This window comes from Paenibacillus sp. MAHUQ-45 (assembly GCF_058133325.1).
On sequence record NZ_JBYUPV010000012.1, the window covers coordinates 92477 to 116937 of the forward strand.

The following is a 24461-nucleotide window of genomic DNA, read 5'->3' on the forward strand; positions in this document are numbered from 1 at the left end:
ATTATTAACTCCATGATGCCCAGGTTGGCGCGAATTGAAAGAATAATGGCGTGAAATGTCGTTAAAATCGTGAGATATAGAGAATATAATTCTTAACACAAGGTAAATTGAAACTATAGATGTGGTCATAACGAATTGCATCTGTGGAATAATAGGAGGATTAGACATGAGTAGGAAAGTAGCGCTAATTACAGGAGCATCTAGTGGAACAGGAAGAGAATTTGCTCGAATTCACGCAGCAAAAGGCGGGGATCTTGTTATCATTGCCAGAAGAGAAGATAAGTTAAATGAACTCAAACAAGAATTAGAGAAGAAATATAATATTAAGGTGAAGGTTATTGCGAAGGACTTAAATTTGCCTCAGGCACCTGTTGAGATTTATAACGAGGTCAAAAAGGCAGGCATACAGGTAGATTACCTTATAAATAATGCCGGGTTTGGAGGACGTGGTTATTTCCACGAGCGTCCAATGGAATTAGATTTACAGATGATTCAAGTTAATATCGTAGCGCTGACTAGTTTAACAAGATTGTTTTTGCCTGACTTTGTAAAAAGAAATAGTGGGAAAATAATGAATGTATCGTCAACAGCATCACTTATGGCCGGGCCATTGCAAGCTGTTTATTATGCATCGAAAGCTTATGTTACGTCCTTTAGCAATGCATTAGCGCAAGAATTACATGATAAGGACATAACAGTTACAGCATTATTACCTGGAGGAATGGAAACAGAGTTTGCCCAAGCGGCTGATTTGGTGAATACACCTTTGTTTGCCAAGACAGTAAGTCCATATATTGTCGCAAAAGAAGGATATGATTCAATGTTAGAGGGGAAATTAAATGTCATCTCAGGGGTCTCAGCTTCCCAAAGAGCGATGATCGGAATGACACCATTCATACCTAAGAAGGTAATGTTGAAACAAATATATCAAATGCAGCAAAAAAAATAGTCTTTCATTTAAGCAGGAATGGATAATTAGGGAGGGGTACATGTCTAATAATAGAGTTGTAATGAATAGGAAATTTGCAGACCTAATAGAAAATGCCGGTATATCCATTACAGAGGCACTGAAAAAATCCGACCTGCCTGAAGACTTATTTAATCGTCAAATATCTTCATTAACAGCTGTTGAATATATAAGGTTTATGGAAGCCCTCAAAGAGCTGTCCATTGATGAGTGCACGCCAATAAAGATGGGTACATTAGAAAGTGTAGAAACATTTTCCCCACCTGTTTTTGCAGCTTATTGCAGTAAGAATATGTTAACTTGTATGAAAAGAATAGCAACATATAAAAGGCTTATAGGCCCATTAGTCTTTGTAATTAACGAAAATATGAATGACGTAACCTTAGAGATGAGTTTTGAAAATGAAGAATATGAAGTGCCCGAGTTTTTAATTGGTGCAGAAATGGTGTTTTTAGTACAACTTATGAGAAATGCTACTAAAACTCATGTTGTACCAAAAGAAGTGATGACACAGCATCAGATAGATCATGATCATTATGAAAGTTTTTTTGGAATAAGACCTGCAGCAGGACCAAGAAATATGCTGACGATATCAAAGCAAGATGCACTTCGTCCTTTTATAAGCCAAAATGATGCCATGTGGGAATATTTCGAGCCAGAATTAAGAAGACGGCTTAATGAATTAGATGTAGATGACACTTATGCCGCTAGAGTTAGAAGTGCACTCATAGAGCTTTTACCGGCAGGAGAAGGAACTATAGAGGATGTATCATCAAAATTAGGCTGGAGCAAAAGAACGCTGCAAAGAAAATTAAAGGAAGAAAATACATCATTTCAGAAACAGCTAAACCATACAAGAGAACTACTAGCAAGGCATATTTGAAAAATTCGGATATGATCTCTGATGAAATAGCTTACCTCTTAGGGTATCAAGATCTAAATTCATTTGTGAGAGCATTTCATATATGGACGGGCATGACAATAAGCGAATATAAAAGAAAATAAATAAGGCCAGCCTTTTGGCTTGATTTCTATTTGGATCGTCAGCTCATTCATTTCCATCACGTATAACCGTGCCGCTGGTAAATTAAGCATAAAATCAGTATAATAATTATAATCTGTCATTCCTCGAGTTGGATTGGTTACACAACCATCTTACGGAATGTACAGATATTTTCTATATTCTGGGCCAGTTTCACAATCTATGCTGAATTTAAAGCGCTTGAGGAAGGATGAGGTCTATGTATACATTTGATAATCAATTACCTAAAACAACAACTTATTGGAAAGAAAATGGGATTTTTCATGTTAAACATACAAGCTTTCGTGTAACCATTGAGGAAGCCTATGCAATTGCGGAATTGTTAAAAGCATCTGTTAAGGACCAAGACACGAAGGCGATTATGATAGACAATCGTGAAGCTAGTGGAGTTTGGACCCCAGAAGTGAATAAAGTTTGGGACGATACAACGGTTGGAATTAGTGATGAAAGACCTAAGAAGTTTGTTACATTAACGAATAGTGTTACAGCTGCAATGCAGATTAATAGAATTTCTAGAAGAACTGGTAATGAAAATATGTCTAAAGCATTTTTCAGTGATTTTAATGACGAGGTAAAGGCATTTATAGACGCAGAGTAAAATACCTAACTGGGACGAACTAGTGCAGAGAAGTAAATAAATGGTAGAAAAAAATAAACGGTCTTTATCCATATAAGGATGAAGACCGTTTTTATAGTGGGAAATTATTTTATAAATTGGTGGTAACCGTTTAGCTTAACTGGAGGTTTACTTATAAGTTCCCTCAAAAACTACTTCGCTAAGCAGCTTTCGTCCACTCGGTACCTCTCTCTCCTGAATTGGATCAGGCAAACTACTCTTATCTCCTTGATAGCCAAGGGCAATGACGGCATGAAGATCGTACTGTTCAGGCAAATTCAAGGCCGCTTTGGCTTGCTGGCGGTCGAATCCGCCAATAGCATGAGTTGCCAGTCCTTTCAGCGTTGCTTCAAGTGCCAAGTAGCCCCAAGCAGTCCCTGTATCAAAAGCATGAGCTCCATTGTGATCGCCGTTTTCACGTTTAGTATCAGAAGCGACGAGAACGAGCACTGGGGCTGTAGTCGCCCAAAGCTGGTTGAACTCGCCCAAAAACTGATGAAATACTGCCAGTTGTTCCTCTGTCTTAGCCACCACAAATCTCCATGGCTGATCATTATATGAGGAAGGTGCCCAATGAGCGGCTCCCAAAATCGCATTTAAATCGTCTTCTGATACTTTACGATCGTCGAATGCGCGTGGCGACCAGCGGTTCAGAAACAATGGCGATACACTGTTCTCTTCGTTGCGATAAGGTTGAACCTCTGCGGAAACCTCTTCTAAAATACGAGTTGAGCTCATTTAAAACACACCTTTCCGATAGATATTATAGTATTTTGTTGTATTGTATCATGTTAAGGTGGGTAAGGCAAAAGATTTCTATTTAGGGTCTAATGTTCGATAGAAATGTAAGACGAATAAAAGAAAATAACAAAGAGCAAGAAGGAACGAAGGGGAAGGTTTGGAACAGTAGGAGCGTTAGCGATCGCCTTTGTATCCAGATTTCAACCGCTAAAAGCGGCTTATAAAGAAGAAATCTGGGTACAATAGCGACCGGAAGTCCAAACATTCACCGTAGCGACGACCGAGCCTTACGTTCATATCATAAGCTCGTCTTATATAGCGAAGGTTTTTTATATCATTTATACTGATAAGACCAATTTACTTCTTAGGAGTTGTTTAACGAATCATGATAAAGAAAGAAGTCGCGCATATACGCAAGCAATTTAAGCTGGATCACGATTTGCTGAATATTTACGACATTCTCAACGTGTATATTATGAAGGAAAGCAACGAGATCTATCATTGGGAGCGCCAGCCGTTTGGCCTGGTGGACAGAGAGAAGCAGGAGCTCTATATGGGCAATTTTAAAAAACTACTGACCGGCGAGTTGGATCAGAAGCTGTTCGAGTTGAAGTTTCAAGAGGAAGCAGAGGAACCGACGCAGGTGATGCTGCACCAAGCTTTAGTGACAGGTGATCCGGAAGAGTGGCAGGATTTAATGCTGATGTTGGTGGATAGAATGATGGCAGATACCCATTATGAACGGGATACGGTGGTCACTTTCGTTCGTGGACAGTATTACCGGCCAACCAAAGCAAGAAACGATGAAGCTGAGGAAAGTGAGAAGAACGAAATGTTCGCGCATCCGTTCATTCTATGCAGCGTGAATTCGACGGAGAAGCAACGGAAAGCTCTCTTATTTGATTATGTGGAGAAGGAATATAAATACAATGTCATTGTAGATCCGATCGTCAAGTTAAGTACACCGGAGCAGGGCTTCTTTTACCCGAGCGTGACCGACAATTACTCCGATGTGAACCGCATTCTGTATTGTACGGGAAAATCGAACTTTCCAGATCCGCATTTCATCGAGCAGGTCTTGAATGCCGAAAGATCCGTGACGGCACTGGAAGAGAGAGCGATTTTCGAAGATATCGTGAAGGAAGTGGCGGGCGAACAAGTTGACGCAGCTACCCTCGCACAGGTGTATGAGGAGATCCATCAGGTTATCGAAGATGGCGAAGGCCAGGAAGAACCTCCGAAGCTCGATTATAAAGATTTGGAACGCGTGCTGACGGTAAGCGGCGTGGAGAATGTGACGCAGGAAAAAGTTGAGCGGGCGTTTGAAACGATCGTTGACAATAAGCATTATGAGATGAAGGCGAGCAGCGTGATGCCGAAATTCACTACTAAATCGATAAAGATTGATACCAAAGTAGCTACGATTTCGATCAGTCCACAGGATTTAAAGTATGTGAAACAGGTGAATTATCAAGGGAAACGCTGTATTTTGATTGAGGTTGACGAAGATGCCATGATCGAAGGGTTTACGCTTAGTACAGAAACGCTTTAGTGTCAGTTGACACTGTTGAAGCGATCGCAGATTTTGAGTAAATCTAAGCGAATGCTTCTTGCGTAGCTTATTAGAGTCAGCATAAAAGAAGGGCTGTCACCGGATCTTGAAGATTCGGCAGACAGCCCTTTTTAGCTGGACTAAATTAAGATAACAGGCCTCTATTAAGCCTTTGCGTGAGTACTGAAGCCGGAATTAATGTCATCTGTACCACTCACTTCATCCAGTGAGGCGTCCTTCTGTTTATTGAACATTTCGAGGACAGCAGGCGTAGCTGGGAAGATGAAGCTGAATAATACAATGGTAATGCCGGACAGAATCACACCGGAAATGCCCGGCATCATCCAAAGCTCTGTCACCAGACCAAAGAATCCGGTAGAGTCGGTAGTCCATCCCGGTACCCCGGTGAAGGAAGTAATGATGTAGTAGAGTAGACCGACGGTGATGCTGGCCCACACGGCAATGGTGGAGACTCTACGCCAGAATGGCCCTAGGACAAGCGGCCAGAAGACCGTAACGAAGATGATATCCCAGGCGAGATAAGCCAGATCGATGATCTGCTGGAAGTTAATCGCCAGGATGAAGCCGATAACGGCACTAACCGCAATTCCGATCCGTGAGACACGAAGCAGCTTCTTTGGTTCAGGGTTTGTATTGATGAAATCCAGATAAATGTTCTTAGTGAACACCCCGGAGGAAGCGACGAAGCAGGCGGCTAGTGTCGACATTCCCATGGCAGCCAGCGCAGTCAGGAAGATCGCAGAGACTAGCGGCGGGAAGTAACCTTGGGCGAAGGCCAGCATGAGGTTCTCCGGATTTTGGCTGCCTGGGTAAATGAATTTATAAGCTTCACCAAGCATGCCGGGAATCCAGCTTATTAGAATTACAATGACACCAGAGATAATCATCCCCCGCTGGGCAATCTTCGGATTCTTAGCTCCAGCTACCCGCTGCCCTAAGTCAGCTGCAGGAATATCACCGAAGGCCAGCACTAGATACAAGCTCCAGAAAGTAGCGCCGCCTTTATTGAATAGTGTACTTACGTTCCACCAATCGGGATGGAAGATGTTATCGTGGTACGAGTAAATGACTGCAACGGTAATCCCCAGGATTCCCACGATAGAGAGAAGGCCTTGGATGACTTCCGTATAGGCAACTGCCCATAGTCCGCCAATGATGGAATATAGCGCTGTTAGAAGCACGAACAACAGGGCAGCCGGGATAAAAGGAAGATCGAAGATTGCTTGGATGATATAGGTTCCTCCGACCGTCAAGGCTCCCGCATTAAAGAAGCCGAAAGCGATGGTCATCACAGATCCAGAGTAAGCACCTAGCTTCTTGCTGGCATAGCGCAGGCCGTAATAGTCGGCAATGGTCCATCCCTTCAATCTGCGCAGCGGCCGGGTCCAGATGAAGGCACCCAGCACCATGCATGTGCCAAGCCCGGCCATCGTTGCTGTTCCTTCGAAGCCGCCAGTGGTGTAACCGGACCCGATAGCCGCGAAGAAGAACGGTGCCGCCAGCATGGCGGCCAGGAGACTGCCGGCTACGACGTAGAGCGGCATGCTCCAGCCCGCAACGAGCAGGTCTTCAGCGGTTTTGATTTTTTGATACCCTTTGAAGCCGATGTAATATATAAAAATCAAATAAATGAGAAATACAATTATGGACGTCATGTGATTGCTCCCCCAGTGGTTACCATTAAGATGACTAGAATAAATTAATTCATTACACTGCCGCCATTGGCACCCAGCACTTGTCCTGTGTAGAAATTGGCATCATCGGAAGCCAGGAACAGAACAGACTTAGCGATTTCCTGCGGCTGTGCCAGCCGCTTCAGTGGATATTTCGCCGCTTCTTCTTCTTCGTAGCCTTCGCCGAAGTCAGCGAGGATATCGGTCAATGTTCCTCCTGGAGCTACCGAGTTCACGTTAATGTGTGGGGCAAGTTCCCGTGCCAAAGCTTTGGTGAAAGAAGTAATACCACCTTTGGCTGCCGAATAATGCGTGAATTCTTCACAGCCAAGACTTGCTAAGTCCGAGGAGATGTTAATGATTTTACCAGCCTTATTGTCCCACATACGGCGTGCGGCTTCCCGTGCATTATAGAAAGTTCCATATAAATGTACTTTGATCATGCGGTCCCATTGCTCATCTGTCATTTCACGGACTGTTACGGCCTGGGCAATCCCCGCATTGTTGACGAGTATATGGAGTGTGCCGAATAGGCGGTCGAATGCAGCGAACATCTCACGCACTTGGGTGGAATCACTGACATCGGCGTGGTGAATTTCGGCCTTAACGCCATAGGATTCCGCTTCTTTTTTTACTTCAAGTGCTTCCTGAGCATCGCCAATATAATTGATCATAACGTTCGTTCCCGCCTTGGCGAATTCAAGTGCCACCGCTTTGCCTATTCCTTTGCTTGCGCCTGTAATCAACGCTTGCTTGCCTTTTAGCCCTGTATAGCTCATCTATGATCGCTCCTGTCTATTAAAAATTAAACTTTGAATCGTTGAATTAATTCTTGAAGAGATTGCGAAGTAAGGCTTAAAGATTCGGTAGCTTGGGCTACCTCCTGAATGAATTGCAGCTGAAGCTCGGAGGAGCTGGAGACTTGGTCAGATTTCTTGGCAATCTCGCCGGAGACGTTTCTAAGCTCCGTCATCGAAGCGGTAACCTCTTCAGAGGAGGCGGAAATTTGCTGTGATGAAGCGGAGATTTCTTGCATTTGCATAGATACATTCTTGGTAGATTCGAGAATCTGATTGAAGGACTGAGCCGCTTCTTTCATCAGTTCAAGACCTTTATGAACTTCCTGCTGACCCTCCTGGGCTATGACCTGTGACTGAGCGGTACTCTGTGTAATACTTCCCAGATGCTCAGCAATTGTACTTGCAGAGCGGCCTGTTCTTTCGGCAAGCTTTCTGATTTCGGTTGCAACGACAGCAAATCCCTTACCATGTTCACCCGCACGCGCAGCTTCAATAGAAGCATTGAGCGACAACAGGTTCGTCTGTTCTGCCACATCGGTAATCAGATTGGTCATTGTATTAATCTCGCTAATTTGGGAATTGAGTACTTGAATCACATCGGCAATGCGGGTGACGGATTCTGTAATATTATTCATCTGATTCTGTAGTCTATCTAAGGAGTCATATCCGTTCTGAGCACTCGAGGCCATTTGTTCAGATTCCTCTGAAGCGGAAGATGTGGATTCAGCAATACGTTGGATGCCTATCGCGGTTTCTTCCAGTACAATTACAGTTTCTTCCGTAATCTTTGAATTCATCAGGGTCTTCTCGGCGACTTCGGTCATGTCACTGTTCACTTGTACAGAGTAGGATTCCGTTTCTTGGGAACTAGCGGTGAGCTGCTCAGAGGAGGTAGCTACATGTTCTGAAGACTCTTGGATGTTCAGGATCAGAGTGCGGAGGCTATCTTGCATTTTGACAATCGCTGTATTAAGCTGGCCAATTTCATCGGCAGAATTGTAGCTAAGTGGACTGCTGCTAAGATCTCCTGCGGCGATACGGTTAGATACATCAACAATAGACTTCAGTGGTTTAAGTGTTCTAGTGATAACGGCATAGATTACAAGAGCTATGATGATAATACCGATAATTGTAAGTAATAACTGTTTATTCCTAGCCTGGCTGGATAACTGATTTATGTAGTCAGCTGAATAGTCTATACCGATTACAGCGATTACTTTACCATCCTGCTTAATAGGGGAGATTACGGTTCTCCATGTACCAAACGGATCTTTGAAGACATCAGTGACCTCAGATATTCCGGTGGAGTAAACCTTCTTAGCAGCTTCTAGGTGGATAGGAGCAAGATCCGCGAATAAAGCCCCAGGTTTATAGATTTCGTTCAAATTGGAAGTGTATGCTTGAGTGGTTACTTGATCATCCTTCAAACTCCAAATATAACTCCAACTCATTACACCTTGATCTTTCTGGATTTGATCAAGCTGTTTCTGAAGACTTGTGAAGTCAGGATTTCCTTCTCCGTTGTTGCTAAGTAGCTGATTAACCTGTTCAGGATTAATCTGCATGCTGGTCAAGGTACCTACACTAAGAAGCTCACTCTTTAAGTCATTCGAAAGGTTGGATTTCAGAATGTTTAAGCTGAAATAGGTGACTCCGGCAAAAATTAAGACAACCATGATAATTACAATCATGGATACCTTATACTTTAAAGATAAATTTCTCGCTCTCTCCACAATTCCTTCTCCTTTTCAAATATATTTCTTTTTTGTATGACACTACTCCTATTATTAGTTATCGACATCAACTGCCATAAAAGTAAGATAAATTACCTATCTGAACACAGAAAACTTCTAAATCCTTCTCCAAGGACAGAACTTATAGTGCCAAATATCCAACAGACATGCGCTATTAATTGCGATAAATATATGAATAACTAGGATCAGAGTCTCAATGGATGGGGTTATTTTACTATAGGTACTTTCAAGGAGGTTTGAAGCATACGATAGGGCGGTGCATGGTAGGCAAAAGGACTAATACAGAACAAAATAACGGCTTTTAAGCAAGTAAATATCACGCCAAAACAAAACCGCCCGCGTCCATGGCAATGTCAATCTGCCATAAACGCGGGCGGTTTGTTGTCTAGACTTAAGCTTCCATCTTCTGCGCCGTATAGAGACGGTGATAGAGCCCTCTCTTTGCGATCAGCTCATCATGTGAGCCGCTTTCTGCAATGCCTTTGCCCGACACATACATAATGCGGTCACAGTTTTTCACGGTGGACAGACGATGCGCGATAATGAAAGAGGTACGACCCTTAAGCAGCTCATTTAGCCCCTTTTGGAGCAAGCGCTCAGTCTTTGCATCGATGGAAGAAGTAGCTTCATCCAGAATGAGAATGCGCGGATCTGCCAAGAGGGTTCTTGCGAACGAAATGAGCTGCCGCTGTCCCTGAGACAGCTTGGAGCCGCGCTCGTTGACCTCAGTGAGGTAGCCCTGCTCAAATTCACGGATGAATTCATCGGCGCAAACGGCCTTTGCCGCGGCGATCACTTCTTCTTCGGTGGCATCCAGTTTACCGTAACGGATATTGTCCAGAATAGTACCGGAGAATATGAAGCTGTCCTGCAGCATGATCCCCATTTGGCTACGAAGGGATTTCAGTGTGACCTGCGAGATATCCTGGCCATCAATCAGAATCTTACCACTTGAAACGTTATAAAAGCGTGAGATCAGATTGACGACTGTTGTTTTGCCTGCGCCTGTTGGTCCTACCAGCGCGATGCTTTCACCTGCTTTGGCGTTGAAGGAGATATTCTCCAGAATATTAAGCCCTGGGTCATAGGCGAAGGTTACATCGTCGAAAGTGATATGGCCCTGTACAGCTGGCAGTTTTTTCGCATTCGGAATATCACTGACAGTAACCGGCTCATCCAGCGTTTCGAAGATACGCTCAAGATAGGCAACGGCGTTGATAAAGTTATTGTACAAGTTCGAGAGATTCAGAATGGGCTGCCAGAAGCGGGCAGCGTAGCTGCTCATCGCCAGAATAACGCCAAGTGTCATGTCTTGGGGGCTAAGCGTCAACAGACCCACAAGGAAAATCAATGCTGTAACAATGGTAGACAAGTTATCGACCGCGAATGGAATCAGTATGTTATAACGCAGAGCCTTCATCCACTCCGTGCGAAAATTGCCAGCGAGCCGAGTGAAGATCCCCTCATTGCGTTGTTCGCGGGAAAACATTTGTGTCACACCGATGCCGCTGATGCTTTCCTGCAAATAGGCGTTCAGATTGGAGCTTTTATTGGACACTGCCTGCCACGCCCGGCGCTGCCGGGTTTTAATCAGCATCATGATGCCAAAGAATACAGGTAATCCTGCCAGAATGACGAACGATAGCCGTACATCGACGGCGAACATGAAGGCAGCGATAAAGATCAGGTTCACTATTTCCAGAATAAAGTTGATAATACCGTTGGACAGCACATCTGAAACCGAATTGACGTAATTCACGACCCGTATGAGAATCTTGCCCTGCGGCCGGTCATCGTAGTATTTGAAGGGCAAATCCTGCAGATGCTTGAACAAATCGGTACGGATGTCAAAAATAATATCCTGCCCGACACTGGTCATGATGCGTGAGCGGACGGTAGCCAGATAAACGCTGACTACGATGGTCACCAGCATCAGGGCGGACCAGCCCAGCAGCGCAAGCTTGGCTTTTGCCGGAATAATCACGTCGACGACATGCTGCATGATCAGCGGGGCCGAGAGTGAGATGGCTGCTGAAAGGGCGCTGAGTACAAACGCTACAATCATAGGTGTTTTCTTCCGTTTGATATATACCATCGCACGCCGGAAGTGTTTTATGTTGAACGGCGATTCCAGATTCTCATCGACGTCGAATTTATTCCTTGCCACTTTCGATCACCTGCCTTCCAATCCCCTCGTTCTGCAGTTTGAACACATCGTAATAATAGCCTCGTTTGGCTAGCAGTTCGGCGTGGGTACCTTCTTCAATCAGCTTCCCACCATCCACAATGAGGATACGGTCGGCCTGCGAAGTAGTGGACACCCGCTGCGCGATAATAATCTTCGTACAAGGATAATCAAGCTCTCGTAGACTTTTCTGAATGTGCTCCTCTGTCTCCAGATCGACAGCAGAGGTCGTATCATCCAGAATCAGAATTGGGCGGCGGACCGCTAATGCCCGTGCCAATGCAATACGCTGCTTTTGCCCTCCGGACAATCCAACTCCGCGTTCCCCGACAACGGTATCATAACCTTCAGGCATTTTGGTAATGAAATCGTGTGCGGCTGCGAGTCTGGCATAGCCTATTGCATCCTCTTCCGGAAGATCAGGATCGCCATAAGCGATATTTCCGTCGATGGTATCGGAGAACAAGAGTACATCTTGAGTCGCCATACCGATATTATCGCGTAGTTCATCAAGCTCCAGCTCTCGAACATCGGTGCCGTCTACCAGTACACGTCCTTCGAATACATCGTAGAAGCGAGGGATCAGGTTAACGATTGTTGTTTTGCCTGATCCTGTCGAGCCCATGATCGCAATGGTTTCCCCGGGTTCAACGGTAAAGCTAACATCATCCAGCACGATAGCGCTGTCATATTTGAAGCGAACATGATCGAATACAATGCGGCCTTCGTAACGGCGTTTGTCTGTAGACTTGTGCTCGTTTACAATATTGGGCTTAGCATAATAGACATCGACGATTTTGGACAAGCTCGCAAAAAAGCGCTGAATGTCGTTGATAATAATGCCGATGTTGCGCATAGGGTTGGATACGGCCCATATGAGCGAAGAGAAGGCTGTGAATTCGCCAAAGGTGATTCGGCCTTCCATAAGAAAGTACCCACCGGCTAACATTAGGACTACGTTGAAGCCCTGAGCGAAGGATTCCAGATAAGGAAAATAATCAAGCCAGACGAGGGCGGCTTTTTTGTTCGCCGTGGAAAAGTTGACATTCTTCTCCGTGAATTTTTGGATCTCGAACTCCTCGCGGGCAAAAGCTTTGACTACACGGTTGCCTGAAATATTCTCCTGAGTAGTCGTGTTAAGCTGGGACAGTCGCTCGCGCAGATCGACATACATGGGACGTACGCGTTTTGCGAATATGTAAGCCACGATAAAAATTGGCGGTGACAGGATAAGCATCCACAGCGTCAGCTTTACATCTATTGTGAAAAAATAGATAACGGCAGCGATGAAGATCGTTAACGATTCGATGATCGTCTTGAAAATCCATGCCATAGAGTGACGAACCATGTCCAGATCACCTGTCATCTTGGTCATAAGATCGCCTGTGCGGTTATGGTCGTAATATTCCCTGTCTTGTCCCTGAATCTTGTTGTACAAATAAATACGGATGTTGTACATCATGTTTTGCGAGGACTTTTCATACTGCATGGTCGTAAAATAAGCCAGCCCTGTGCGCAGTAGAGAAAATCCAATCATGCCCAGGCAGAGCATAATCAAAAGTTGCCGTTCTGTAGCAAGGTTCTGCAGGGCATTGTCACCGGCTATAAACGTATCGACAATGCGCTGGCTGATGTACGGGTTCACGATTGTGAGACTTGAGCCCACCACCGAGAGGCAGAGCGCCAGAATGTAACGCGTCCGGTTACCCTTTAAGTTCTGCCATAGCCATTTAAGTTCAAACATCTGATCACCTGTTTCTGATTGTTCTCTCACCCTTGCCTGAAAAGAGTGGATAAATCAAAGTGATTATAACATTATCAAACGCCCAAGTATCGATTACGGAAATATTTTTCTTGTGACAATTAATTTAATCTGAAGAGGAGGATATAGCGACAGCCGATGCAGCCGTAGCCCCGGCAATAGCAGCCTGTTGTGCGATCACAATATTAGTGATGCTGGTGGAGAGCGTTGTAGTTACAATACCGTGTCTAACATCATCTACATATTTGAAGGCTACCAGCGCAGCTGACAGCAGCAGCAATTCCTGCTTGCCGATGGACCAGCTGCCGAGGCCCTTTTGGGTACGTAAAAATTCGTAGGTCTCTGAGACGTCGGTAACAATGTCCTCTTTGTTACAGGGGAGCAAAGACAGCACGCCAAGCGAGGAAAGGGTATATTCCTTGTCCAGACGGATACCCTGTGACCGGAATTCATCGCGTAAAGCAAGCACGCGGGCTGCCGCCTCTGGGGCTTCTCCCCCAAGAATCAGTACCTGTGTCAGGGCTTGCACACTGTTCCCCGATCTAAACTCAGGCTTAAGCGCAGTATAGAGTTGCTCCATGCGATCGATACCTTTTTCAATGTCGATATCGGAAAGGCCGAGCATGGCAGCAAAAATATAATCGTCCTGTCCAGTAAGAAAACGGTGCTTGGCTTTCATACTGTCGTAAAACAGCTTTGCCCGTTCTACCGTACGGGAATATTGATCTGATGTCGTATGAGCGGCGATCTGATAGGCTGATATAACGAGATAATCAGAGGCTCTGAATTTAACTTCCTTCATTAAATCATACACGGTCAGGGTGTTTGCGAGCTGTTGTTCTTGTGCAGCAGAAAGAGAGAGCAGGGCAGCAATGCTGATGACCGAGTTACCCCTAAATGAAGAGAACCGACCAGTGTTCTCCTTTATAAGCTCATAGCTCGCGCGAATCGCTTCCTCATCTGCAATTTTGTTCTCTGCCGTGTATAGTAAGGCCGCCAAACGGTTAACCATTACATTTTGCCAGGCAAATGCCTTTTTCATCTTCAGCGCGTTTTCTGCGAACAATTCAAGCTTTGCTGTGTACTGTTCCTTCATTAGATACACTCCTCACCTGTGCTGTGTTTTATTATTTCATACATACTCCCAAGATTAGTTAATGTATATTCATTTTAACAGATCATTTTACATTTTTATCTTTTGTCTTACGCTATGAAATCGATAGAAATGATTTACAAAAAAAATGCAAGCGACTATTATAATTCTATATGTATTAATTTCCTTTTTTATCTATTGTGCGGGGTCAGAGCAGACAAATGGAGGTTTAAATGAAGAAGTATGACAAAATCATATCCATCATTTTCGTACTGATTATGACGGGTACGGGTATTTTCTGGGCCTATTCAAACCAGACTTGGACAGTGCTGGGCACTATAGCCACAGCGACCTGTTTCGCACTATTCGTGTTATTAGGCCTACGCACGATACCTGTTTTGACAGAGTATATTCTGACCAGTAAGCAACCAGAAGAGATGCAGAGTAATAGAACGGACCGCGGGAGTAGGCGGGCATGGCTGAACATTATTAGCTGGATGGTGCTAAGTCGTGTTCTCCTTCTGATCATTGGTTATGCTTTTCTGATCATACAGAATGGTTATTCTGGTGGTCTCTTCAGTAAAATGATGGAGACATGGCACATATCGGGGATCGATGCTTCTTCTTATCTTGGTATTGCGGAGAACTGGTATGTGACAGAGGGAGATGCTAAATATCACCTTGTGTTCTTCCCCTTTTTACCGAATTTAATTAAAGTAGTTGAGATATTTACGGGTAGTTATGTTGCGGCAGGGTTTGTTGTTTCTATCCTTAGTTCGATCGTTGCGGCTCTGTTCGCTTATGAGCTTGCTAGACTGGATATGTCGCGGAGAAATGCTATGCGAGTGGTGAAGTATATTTTTATATTTCCTGCGGCGTTCTTTTTCCTCCTCCCTATGACGGAATCACTATTTTTGGCACTTTCTCTGATGTGTATCTATTTTGTGCGTAAAAAGAATTGGCTCATAGGATGCTTGTTCGGTGCACTGGCAGCTTATACGCGTTCCCCAGGAATACTTCTGGCTGTACCGGTCGCTATTGAATTTATACGGGAGCTGCGGGACACCTATAAAGGAGTACATAGAAGGACATTTATAAGCAAATTGGTTTATGCCTTTGTTGGCCTTTTCACTATATCGCTGGGGCTGCTGGCCTACCTTTATATTAATTATGATGTTACAGGCAACGCGTTTCAGTATAGTATCTATCAAAAAGAGCATTGGTTCCAAAAGCTCTATTTCTTTTTCGATACTGTAAGATATCAGATGGAGTATGCTGTTGGTACTTTTCTTGAGGGAGATAGCCGTAATTTTCTTGGATTATGGTTACCCAATTTGCTGACGATATTCTCCGCTCTGATCGTTATCTGTATGGCTGCGAAGAAGCTGAATCCTGCATATACAGCATATTTCATCGTGTATTTCGCGTTTGTAGTTGCTCCTACCTGGCTGTTGTCCGCCCCACGTTACTTTATCGTTGTGTTTCCTCTGGCTTTTGCAGCGGTGGCGCTCACAGAAGAGAAGTCTAAGGATGCTGCACTTACCGCAGTATCTGTTATGGGCGGTTTGTTATATCTCGCATTATTTGTGGCGGGTTATCCTATATATTGATAGGTCGCTTTGTGTTTTCTGGGAGCGTTCATTATGCGTGTAAAAAAAAATGCGTTGGCAGCCTCGCCAACGCATTTTTTTTATATAGATTGAACTGGAAAATAAAAGAGGAGAAAGGATTGAAGGGGAAGTTTGGGGCTGTAGGAGCGGTAGCGACCGCCTTTGTCTCCGGATTTCAACCGCGAACAGGGTACAAATAAAAGAAATCTGGAGACAACAGCGGCCGAAAGGCCAAACATTTCCCGTAATGACGTTCTTACTCCGTATAAAGGTCTTAGGATCAATTTATATAGTATGAGTGGGACGTGATTTCTAGGGCAAGTGTTTGCTAGCTTGGAGAGACTTCTATGCAATCCATAGTTATTGTTTTAAGGGCTTTTCCTGATGCTCCTCAAGCCAATACGGATAATACTCGTTCTCCCATGTTGTACCGTCATAGTATTCTACAGTTTTTACACAGGCAAGCACAGTTTTTATACCATGTGAGCTATCGAGGCCCCAGCCTTTTTCTGAACCGAATGTGGCTTTTGGTACAATATTTACATCTTGAGCGATTCCTACAAATTCTAAGGAAGTATCTCCATATTCTCGTTTAATCTTTATAGGAAGCCCGTTATTATCAAAACCCAACATAGATACGTCCATGTTTTTAACAACTTTATCGGTGTTATTACGTGTTATAACTTGAATCATATCAGGATATAGGGATTTGTAAGTATCATCTTGAACGATTATAGCGGCTTTCTCTACAGTTACCTCTTGATTTTTTTTGGCTTGTTCCATTTTCTCTTTGCGTTGGAGAGCTAGTTTTTCTTCATTTTGTTTTTCATAAACTGCTTTTTTAGCCAACAAATCAGAATCAGTAGACATGATGGATAATCCTTCATCAATAACTTTGATAGCTTCATCATATTTGTGATCTGTTGAAAGTTTCTGAGCATCATCCAGAATAGATGTTTTATAGACAGCAAAAGCATTTTTAATTAGGGTTTGGGCATTCGAATAGTTAGCTTGGTCAACCTCGTTGACCTTCTTTAATTCAGTTAGAGCATTTTTCACATCATTATTACTCAGGAGTTCTGCTCCGGTCTTAAAGGCAGTTCTTGAATCATTCAATTTATCTATATCCGATTGAGCTATTCTCACTTCCGAATCCAAAAGGCTAGTTTTCTTAATTATTTCTAGTTGGTTTGAAGCAGTGCTATGATCGATCGTTTCGTCAGTGTATTCTTTTTTAATTTGTTCTAAGCTGGTTTGAAGATATGTTTTGATTTCTGATTCCTTTTCTAAATCGCCTTTGATTTTGTTCTCATAAATTTCTATGGCATTTCCAAATTTATTATCTTTAATAGCATTTTTGAATGCATGTACGGGTCGGTTATTTAGGATTAAAAATATCGAGGTAATTACGATTATGACTCCGATAATACTACTGATTAGAATCCAATTTTTTTTGTTTTTTTTCCTTTCAGAAACCCTACTCGTAGTCTGAGTTCCACAATTTTCGCAGAATAGGCTATCCTGGGGCAATTCAGTGTTACACGTTCTACAAAGCATGTTCATTCCCCTTTTATTGTACTTACCTGCTTAATTACCTATTCAATATTTTAGTGAATGATGTCGGATTAGGTCTTAAGTTGTAGGCATATGATACCATTATACTTAAATAAGCAAATTCCTCCAATTTATTTTTAAAGAATTCTATTAAAAAATAAGACACATATTGTCACGCTTTTGGTAGAAACCTAGTTAAAAGATTTATTGAAAACAGATATTGAATACCTATCCCTACTACTCAGAAACATCCATTGAATTACAAAGCATCGCAAGTTATACTTTGATGAGAAATAAGTCACACTTATATCATGTAGGTCCGTTCTGCAAAGATATGGATCTTATTTCTTATATGTACATTCAGCTATACATTCAGTCAGAGATGGAGGCGCAACATTGCAGCTAATCAATCAGTCAGAAATACAAAAACGAATCGACCGGCTTAAAGATCAGGATCTGTATATCCATCTTGAGATGACAATGGGGGCATATGCAGCTCACCTGGATAGCTCTAAGCATTCGGCGTCTACTTTTATCACCAATGCTGTCATTCAATATTCTCATGGGTCGATTTCAGGAGAAGGACCTTATCGGATAGGTCTGAAAATGTCGCAAGGTTGGGTGTACTCAGAAGGTTTAACTCACTACGAAGAGAGTGAGACGGATAGATTGATCATGGCAGGGCACGACAGTCAAGGCAAGCTTATCGTATCCTTACAATTAAGCCGGGAGCCTTTCTAATGCATGAGGAGATGAAGAATTCAGTGGAAAGACATATTCTTGTTATATTGCCACACCCGGACGACGAGGCCTTCGGTGTATCAGGTACCCTGGCGAAACATATACAGAGTGGAACTCAGGTAACATACGCGTGCCTGACACTAGGCGAAATGGGGCGGAATATGGGGATCCCACCGTTCGCCAATCGGGTGACCCTTCCAGAAATACGTAAGAAAGAACTCGAAGCTTCTTGTCAGGCCATTGGGATACAGGATCTAAGAATGCTTGGTTTCCATGACAAAATGATTGAATTTGAGGATCAAGCCTTGTTGGATAGTCAAATTGATGACCTTTTGAAAGAGCTGAACCCTTCGTTAATCATTACGTTCTACCCGGGTTACAGCGTTCATCCTGATCATGATGCCACAGGAGCCGCAGTAATCCGTACGGTTGAAAGACTACCTAAGGCAGAGAGACCTCCTGTACACTGTGTGGCCTTTTCCCGGAACGCGAAGCAAGCTATTGGCCAACCTAATGTAATAGTTGATGTTAAAGATTTTCTGAAGCCTAAAATGGCCTCCATTCAAGCGCATAAATCTCAATTCCAAGCCGCAGAGTTAGTAGGCAGCAAAGAATTGAATGATGAAGAGATTCAGCAGCGTTTTGGCACAGAGTACTTCTGGATTTATCCATTTGAAGGACCATTGTCATCATAAAAAAAAGTCCGAGCATACGAGCTCGGACTTTTTCTTATAGAGAGGCCTGGCAGAAATATCGCTGGGGCTCTTTTTTATAACTTCATTACGTTCCGCTCAGAAATTAAGATTGTGTTCAATTCTGGAGGAAAGAACGACCATGACTTGAAAATAGCCGAATTTATTGCAGCTGGCGGTGAAGGCCTCCAGTTTCTCAATGGATTCAGTCATGATTTTGACCAAATAATTATATTCGCCGCTTATGCGGTGCAGATCGACGACATCGGGCTGTGTCGCGCAATGCTCCGAGAATGCTTTACAATGCTGAGTCTGGACAAGCACATAGGATTGGGTCTTTTTCCCTAATTTATTAGGATTTAAATGTGCCCGGTAGCCGGAGATTGTCCCCTGTTCCTCGAGTTTACGTACTCGCCCCGTCACGGCCGGCTGTGTTAGCCCAACCTGCTTTCCCAGCTCAGTCATGGAGTATCGCGCATTTTCCTGCAGCAGCTTCAATATTTTAATATCTGTGTCGTCCATCGTCGATTCTCCCTTTCCATTCAATAAAGTCTGGGTTGCTTTGTTGTTAATTTATGCCACTGAATGAAGTGTTCAAATCAAATTATTTATAATACCTAAGTAAAATAGTAGAAATACTTTGTTTTTCATATGTGAATTTTAAACTCTATCACCTATAATGTCAATAAAAGTTGCCCTGACAGCGATGTGAAGCTTATGGAGGTGATGATCAGGAGATGATACATGAGATTATCCGCTACATTTCGGAGAATCAGGAACGTTTTTGGGAGGAGACGAAAGTTCATTTGGAACTAAGCTTCTCGGCATTTTTAATTGGAGTTGTGCTTTGTGTGCCCCTTGGAATCCTTTGTGCGAAGAAGGCCAGCTTTGCCGCTCCAATTATGAATCTTTTTAACACCCTGCGGGTCATTCCGAGCTTAGTGGTTCTGATCGTCATCATGCCTATTCTCGGTACCGGCTTCATGCCGTCGCTAGTTGCGCTGACTCTGCTGGCATGTCCGCCGATTCTAATTCATACCTATCTCGGTTTTCAAAATATAGAAGGCTCCATTCTTGAAGCGGCTTCAGGAATGGGAATGGGCCAGACGCGGATCATGAGGCGGATTGAGCTTCCTCTGGCACTGCCTTTGATCATTACGGGTGCAAAAACCTCGGCTGTGCAGGTTACCGCCAGTGCAACGTTGGCTGCATTTATCGGCGGAGGGGGTCTGGGGACTTTTATTGTTAACGGATTAGGTATTAATGATTTTGCAATCGTTCTGACGGGTGCCATTCCAATTACTATCTTGGCAGTTGGAATTGAAATTCTGTTATCTGCTGTGGAGAAATGGTCCTCATGGCAAAAATAATCAACGGAGGTTCTACTATAATGAAAAAACATTCTATCGTCATGCTAAGCCTTATCCTGCTATTGTCCCTGGTTGTGTCTGCATGCGGAAAGGCTAGCTCCGGTGCGGCCAGCAAAGGAACAATTAATGTCGGCTCTAAAAATTTCACGGAAGCCTTTATTTTATCGGAAGCTTATTCTCTTGCATTGGAGAACGCCGGCTATACCGTCAATCGCAAATTCAAGCTTGCCGGACTTCTTGCACATGAGACAATTGTGAAAGGCGATATTGATGTCTATCCAGAATATACGGGAACAGCGTTGCTTTCCATTTTGAAGCTGCCTAAGCAATCCGATCCGAAGGAAGTATACGATACTGTCTCCAAAAACTATAAAGAGAAGTTCAATCTCGTCTGGTTGGCCTCGACCCAAGCGAACAATTCTCAGGGACTGGTGGTCACGAAGGAAGTGTCCGACAAATACGGCCTCAAGACGCTATCTCAATTGGCAGAGCTGGCGCCGGAGCTAAGACTTGCTGCGGTAACTGGTTTTGAAGATCGCGAAGACGGCTTGAAGGGCCTGAAGCAGGCTTACGGCGGTTTTAAATTTAAATCCGTAAAGCTGTTCGACGCTGGGGTGAAATATCGGGCTCTGCATGATAATGAGGCGGATGTAACGGTAGCTTTTACAACAGATGCTGAGCTTACTAAGCCGAATCTGGTTCTGCTTCAGGATGATAAACAGTTCTGGCCTCCGTATTATGTAGCACCGGTTATTAAAGCGGATGTGCTGGAGAAAAACAAAGGCATCGACGACATTTTAAATGAAGTCTCAGCCAAGCTGGACACCGCGACGCTGCAAAAGCTTAACGCCGAAGTGGATATTAACAAACAGGAATATACAGATGTGGCGAAACAATTTTTACAACAAGCGGGTATCTTGAAAAAATAGGATGAGTACACATGAGCCGAGATGCAATTGTATTTGATCAGGTGACGAAAAGCTTTCCCAAGGCAGCCAAACCGGCGATCTATGAGACTAACGTGCGAATCGAGGAAGGGAGCTTTGTAACAATTCTAGGTGCATCGGGCTGCGGGAAAACGACGCTGCTCAAAATGATCAACCGAATTCACGAGCCATCCTCCGGAAAGGTTTTTGTAAAAGGGCAGGACATTACGAAGATACCCTTGAACGATCTCCGCATCCAAATCGGATATGTGATTCAGCAGATCGGATTATTCCCTCATATGACTATTGAGGAGAACATTGCGACCGTGCCGAAGATTTTAAAATGGTCTCCGAGGAAAATTCAGGAGCGTATTGATTATCTATTGGACCTGGTGCATTTACCCCAGTCTTTTAAGAAAAGATACCCGGCCCAATTATCCGGGGGACAGCAGCAGAGAGTCGGTCTTGCCCGCGCGATGGCGGGGGACCCGGTGATCATGCTGATGGATGAGCCCTTTGGTGCTATTGATGCAATTACCCGGGAGTCACTGCAGGATGAAATCATTCGAATTCAGAAGAAGCTGAATAAGACGATTTTATTCGTTACTCATGACGTACAAGAAGCGTTGAAGCTGGGAGACCGGGTTATGATTATGAACGATGGCGTCATTCAGCAATTTGATACGCCAATTGAAGTGTTGGTCCATCCGGCCAACGAGTTTGTCCAGAAGCTGGTCAAATCCGATAACCAATTCAATCAATTGGATTTGATCCTGGCTGCAGATGCCATGGTTTCTCTGGATACTTATCCCGATAAGAGCGACGCTGCGGCAGTAGAAAGGGTTCAAAGAGATTCCTCGCTCAAAGAAGTTCTGCTGCTGCTGCTGAAACCGAATGTGAACGCTGTCTGGGTAGTTAATGAACAGGAGACTCCAATGGGGCTGATTACTTGGGAGCAATTAAAGCTAAAAGCTTAAGAGACAAGGAAAGGGGGCTTTGACATGGATTATGCGATCAAGCATTACGATCAACTGCTGCTGCTAACATTACAGCATATTTATCTCACATTGGCCACACTAGCCATCGCGTTGCTGATCGCTCTTCCCGTCAGTATGCTGCTCGTGCGGGTTCAAGCCTTTACGATCCCGGTACTGGCTGCACTTGGCCTTGTCTATGTCATCCCAAGCATGGCGATGTTCGCTTTTCTTGTTCCGCTCTTTGGAGTTGGAATTACGCCTGCCCTGATCGCGTTAATCGCCTACAGTCAGCTGTTTCTTGTCCGTAATTTGCTTGCTGGCTTTAAGTCGATCAACCCCAGCATTATTGAAGCTGCAAAGGGGATGGGGCTCGGATCACTAGCTCGGTTCTGGCGCATTGAGCTGCCTCTCGCATTGCCCATTATTATCGGGGGGATCCGGCTGGCGATTACTACCACAATCGGGATTGCAACGATTGCTTCCTGGATCAATGCAGGCGGGCTAGGTGTCCTGTTGTTTGATGGTCTGTATCAGAATAATCCTGCAAAGATTATCTGGGGAGCATTGCTCGTATCCGGAATGGCTATTTCGAGCAATCAGCTGTTATTCCGTCTGGAACGAAAAGCGTTGTTACGGGCCAGAGGGGAATTCCCCCTCTAGCATCAATCATCCTGGGCATTCATAAGGGAAGCTACGCGATATATGACGTGGTGCACAATAAGGAGAATAAAGAATGAATAAACGGAGAGAACATCTGGCATTGGGCGTATTTCTGTTAGGTGCCGGCCATCATGCATCAGCTTGGCGGCATCAGGAGGCGAATGCGAGAGGCAATATTGATTTCCGCCATTTTGTAAAGCTGGCACAAACGGCGGAGAGAGGGAAGCTCGACATGGTTTTTATTGCTGACGCTTTGGCCGTGGGACGCAGCCGTTCGTCCATTGGACATAACCTGGGCGGCGCACTGGAGCCCTTTAGCTTATTGTCGGCTTTAGCCTCTGTCACTGACAAGATCGGTTTGGTCGCAACCTCCTCTACGACCTACAACGAGCCTTTTCATACAGCCCGCAAGCTTGCTACATTGGATCATATAAGCGAAGGCCGTGCTGGCTGGAACATCGTGACGACCGGCACCGAAGCCGAAGCTCATAATTTTGGGCGAGAAACGAATCTGGCCCATGATCTACGTTACGACCGTGCGGATGAGTTTGTTCATGTCGTTAAGAAGCTATGGGACAGCTGGGAGGATACGGCGCTAATTGCGGATCAGCGCTCAGGCGTCTACACGGATCTAGACCAGGTCCGTGAGATTGACCATAAGGGGAACTGGTTCACTGTCAAAGGGCCGCTGGATGTGCCGCGTTCTCCTCAAGGTTACCCTGTTCTTATACAAGCCGGCTCTTCGACTGCGGGTCAGGCTTTTGCCGCACGGACGGCTGAGGTGGTATTTACAGCACAGCAGACAATAGAGGATGCGAAGCAATTTTATACGAGCGTGAAGGGACAGATGGCTGCTTTCGGTCGTGCCGAGCATGAGCTGTTAATTATGCCCGGCATCTCGCCGATCCTTGGAGAAACGGAGCAATTAGCGAGAGAAAAGCAGCATGAGCTTGATGCCTTGGTGCTTCCGCATGTAGCGATAGCTCAATTATCCGGTTTGTTGAATTATAATCTAGCTTCATTCGATCTGGATGGTCCATTGCCTGATATTCCGCTACCTGAATCTTCAACCAGCGGGGTAATCAGTCGAATTAAGATGCTCATAGGCATAGCTGAGAAAGATAACTTGACTATTCGTGAATTGAGTCAGCGCGTCATTGGAGCACGTGGTCACAAAACCTTCGTAGGAACACCTGCACAATTGGCGGATATGATGGAGGAATGGTTTTTGCAGGGGGCCTGCGACGGCTTTAATCTGATGCCGCCTTTGTTGCCAAATGGACTGGAGGAATTCGTAGACAAAGTGGTGCCGGAGTTGCAAAAAAGGAATTTGCTGCGCACTCGTTATACTGGAGTAACGCTTCGCGACCACTTAGGGTTGAAGCGTCCTTTAAATTCTTATCTTTGATAAAATGAAATCGGAAACGGCATGGATAAGTGCCGTTTGTTTTTTTAGGCTTTAGCCAGTTGAGTTGAGTGCGAGAAACGCGCGAAACAAAAAAACCACCCGGGTGGCATGTGAACCGGATTATGCTACGCTGCAGATTCTAACTACTGCTTCACGGGGAAATTCGCCTGCGCCTACGTTTGAGCTTAAGAGGGGGAATAGCAGGAAAAGATACCGTTAATTGTTTCCTTACCCTTTATTTATCATGAATAAAGGGATTTTGTCCTGTTAAAAAGCTCTTTTATCCATAGGTTGGGCAGGAATGAGATAATTAACGG

Annotated in this window: 22 protein-coding genes; 13 read left to right on the forward strand and 9 right to left on the reverse strand. The window is 44.3% G+C overall.

Translation table 11 applies throughout. The annotated features are described in order from the left end of the window. Positions 1-166 precede the first annotated feature (166 nt). The 4 genes from AC3Y23_RS22795 (at position 167) to AC3Y23_RS22810 (ending at position 2607) form a co-directional block, all read left to right on the forward strand. Entirely contained in the window at positions 167-949 is a 783-nt protein-coding gene (locus AC3Y23_RS22795; protein ID WP_379203358.1) for an SDR family NAD(P)-dependent oxidoreductase, read from the forward strand. A 40-nt stretch (positions 950-989) separates the two neighbouring features. Further along, positions 990-1850, forward strand: coding sequence for an AraC family transcriptional regulator ligand-binding domain-containing protein (locus AC3Y23_RS22800; protein WP_379203360.1), 861 nt, complete (start codon positions 990-992; stop codon positions 1848-1850). An 11-nt stretch (positions 1851-1861) separates the two neighbouring features. Then, on the forward strand, positions 1862-1972 hold the full coding sequence (locus tag AC3Y23_RS22805; RefSeq protein WP_379203541.1) for a helix-turn-helix domain-containing protein: 111 nt from the start codon (positions 1862-1864) through the stop codon (positions 1970-1972). Between the two features lie 236 nt (positions 1973-2208). Next, positions 2209-2607: a hypothetical protein gene (locus AC3Y23_RS22810; protein WP_379203362.1), complete on the forward strand. Its 399-nt coding sequence runs from the start codon at positions 2209-2211 to the stop codon at positions 2605-2607. A gap of 147 nt (positions 2608-2754) precedes the next feature. On the opposite strand, the gene AC3Y23_RS22815 is transcribed toward AC3Y23_RS22810, so the two are convergent. Next, positions 2755-3363 (reverse strand): nitroreductase family protein, encoded by a 609-nt coding sequence (locus AC3Y23_RS22815; RefSeq protein WP_379203364.1) that lies wholly within the window; start codon positions 3361-3363, stop codon positions 2755-2757. A 388-nt stretch (positions 3364-3751) separates the two neighbouring features. Between AC3Y23_RS22815 and AC3Y23_RS22820 the strand changes: the two genes are divergently transcribed. Continuing rightward, positions 3752-4918, forward strand: a complete 1167-nt coding sequence (locus tag AC3Y23_RS22820; RefSeq protein WP_379203366.1) for a DUF4317 domain-containing protein — start codon at positions 3752-3754, stop codon at positions 4916-4918. A 164-nt stretch (positions 4919-5082) separates the two neighbouring features. Here AC3Y23_RS22820 and AC3Y23_RS22825 read toward each other — a convergent pair whose 3' ends face one another. The 6 genes from AC3Y23_RS22825 to AC3Y23_RS22850 all read right to left on the reverse strand — a co-directional run bounded on the left by AC3Y23_RS22825 (position 5083) and on the right by AC3Y23_RS22850 (position 14209). Then, positions 5083-6594: a sodium:solute symporter family protein gene (locus AC3Y23_RS22825; protein ID WP_379203368.1), complete on the reverse strand. Its 1512-nt coding sequence runs from the start codon at positions 6592-6594 to the stop codon at positions 5083-5085. 44 nt (positions 6595-6638) lie between these two features. Then, positions 6639-7391 carry an SDR family NAD(P)-dependent oxidoreductase gene (locus tag AC3Y23_RS22830; RefSeq protein ID WP_379203370.1) on the reverse strand — a complete coding sequence of 251 codons (753 nt, stop codon included), beginning with the start codon at positions 7389-7391 and terminating at the stop codon, positions 6639-6641. 26 nt (positions 7392-7417) lie between these two features. Next, complete coding sequence (locus AC3Y23_RS22835) at positions 7418-9145, reverse strand: methyl-accepting chemotaxis protein (RefSeq protein WP_379203373.1); 1728 nt, start codon at positions 9143-9145, stop codon at positions 7418-7420. A 412-nt stretch (positions 9146-9557) separates the two neighbouring features. After that, positions 9558-11333: an ABC transporter ATP-binding protein gene (locus tag AC3Y23_RS22840; protein ID WP_379203375.1), complete on the reverse strand. Its 1776-nt coding sequence runs from the start codon at positions 11331-11333 to the stop codon at positions 9558-9560. Continuing rightward, positions 11320-13095, reverse strand: coding sequence for an ABC transporter ATP-binding protein (locus tag AC3Y23_RS22845; protein WP_379203378.1), 1776 nt, complete (start codon positions 13093-13095; stop codon positions 11320-11322). Before AC3Y23_RS22845 ends, AC3Y23_RS22840 begins: the two co-directional genes overlap by 14 nt. 124 nt (positions 13096-13219) lie before the next feature. Continuing rightward, positions 13220-14209 (reverse strand): DUF4003 family protein, encoded by a 990-nt coding sequence (locus tag AC3Y23_RS22850; protein WP_379203380.1) that lies wholly within the window; start codon positions 14207-14209, stop codon positions 13220-13222. 230 nt (positions 14210-14439) lie between these two features. Here AC3Y23_RS22850 and AC3Y23_RS22855 point away from each other — a divergent pair, with 230 nt between their 5' ends. Continuing rightward, positions 14440-15816 carry a hypothetical protein gene (locus AC3Y23_RS22855; protein WP_379203382.1) on the forward strand — a complete coding sequence of 459 codons (1377 nt, stop codon included), beginning with the start codon at positions 14440-14442 and terminating at the stop codon, positions 15814-15816. Between the two features lie 360 nt (positions 15817-16176). Here the strand turns inward: AC3Y23_RS22855 and AC3Y23_RS22860 are convergent, their stop codons facing one another. Beyond that, a complete protein-coding gene (locus tag AC3Y23_RS22860) occupies positions 16177-17373 on the reverse strand; it encodes a DUF5780 domain-containing protein (protein ID WP_379203384.1) in 1197 nt (398 codons plus the stop codon). Positions 17374-17766: 393 nt separating this feature from the next. Between AC3Y23_RS22860 and AC3Y23_RS22865 the strand changes: the two genes are divergently transcribed. Beyond that, positions 17767-18111, forward strand: coding sequence for a YojF family protein (locus tag AC3Y23_RS22865; protein WP_379203386.1), 345 nt, complete (start codon positions 17767-17769; stop codon positions 18109-18111). 23 nt (positions 18112-18134) lie between these two features. Beyond that, positions 18135-18806 (forward strand): bacillithiol biosynthesis deacetylase BshB2, encoded by a 672-nt coding sequence (bshB2, locus tag AC3Y23_RS22870; RefSeq protein WP_379203543.1) that lies wholly within the window; start codon positions 18135-18137, stop codon positions 18804-18806. A 96-nt stretch (positions 18807-18902) separates the two neighbouring features. Here the strand turns inward: bshB2 and AC3Y23_RS22875 are convergent, their stop codons facing one another. Then, entirely contained in the window at positions 18903-19325 is a 423-nt protein-coding gene (locus tag AC3Y23_RS22875) for an Lrp/AsnC family transcriptional regulator (RefSeq protein ID WP_379203388.1), read from the reverse strand. A gap of 215 nt (positions 19326-19540) precedes the next feature. Here AC3Y23_RS22875 and AC3Y23_RS22880 point away from each other — a divergent pair, with 215 nt between their 5' ends. From AC3Y23_RS22880 to AC3Y23_RS22900, 5 genes are all read left to right on the forward strand, one after another. Beyond that, on the forward strand, positions 19541-20173 hold the full coding sequence (locus AC3Y23_RS22880; protein ID WP_379203390.1) for an ABC transporter permease: 633 nt from the start codon (positions 19541-19543) through the stop codon (positions 20171-20173). A gap of 20 nt (positions 20174-20193) precedes the next feature. Then, the gene (locus AC3Y23_RS22885; RefSeq protein WP_379203392.1) at positions 20194-21102 is read left to right on the forward strand and encodes a glycine betaine ABC transporter substrate-binding protein; all 909 of its coding nucleotides are present in this window, start codon (positions 20194-20196) and stop codon (positions 21100-21102) included. An 11-nt stretch (positions 21103-21113) separates the two neighbouring features. Then, positions 21114-22076 carry an ABC transporter ATP-binding protein gene (locus AC3Y23_RS22890; RefSeq protein WP_379203394.1) on the forward strand — a complete coding sequence of 321 codons (963 nt, stop codon included), beginning with the start codon at positions 21114-21116 and terminating at the stop codon, positions 22074-22076. Between the two features lie 24 nt (positions 22077-22100). Then, complete coding sequence (locus tag AC3Y23_RS22895; RefSeq protein WP_379203396.1) at positions 22101-22736, forward strand: ABC transporter permease; 636 nt, start codon at positions 22101-22103, stop codon at positions 22734-22736. Positions 22737-22809: 73 nt separating this feature from the next. Next, positions 22810-24144: an LLM class flavin-dependent oxidoreductase gene (locus tag AC3Y23_RS22900; protein ID WP_379203398.1), complete on the forward strand. Its 1335-nt coding sequence runs from the start codon at positions 22810-22812 to the stop codon at positions 24142-24144. The last annotated feature ends 317 nt before the right edge of the window (positions 24145-24461 follow it).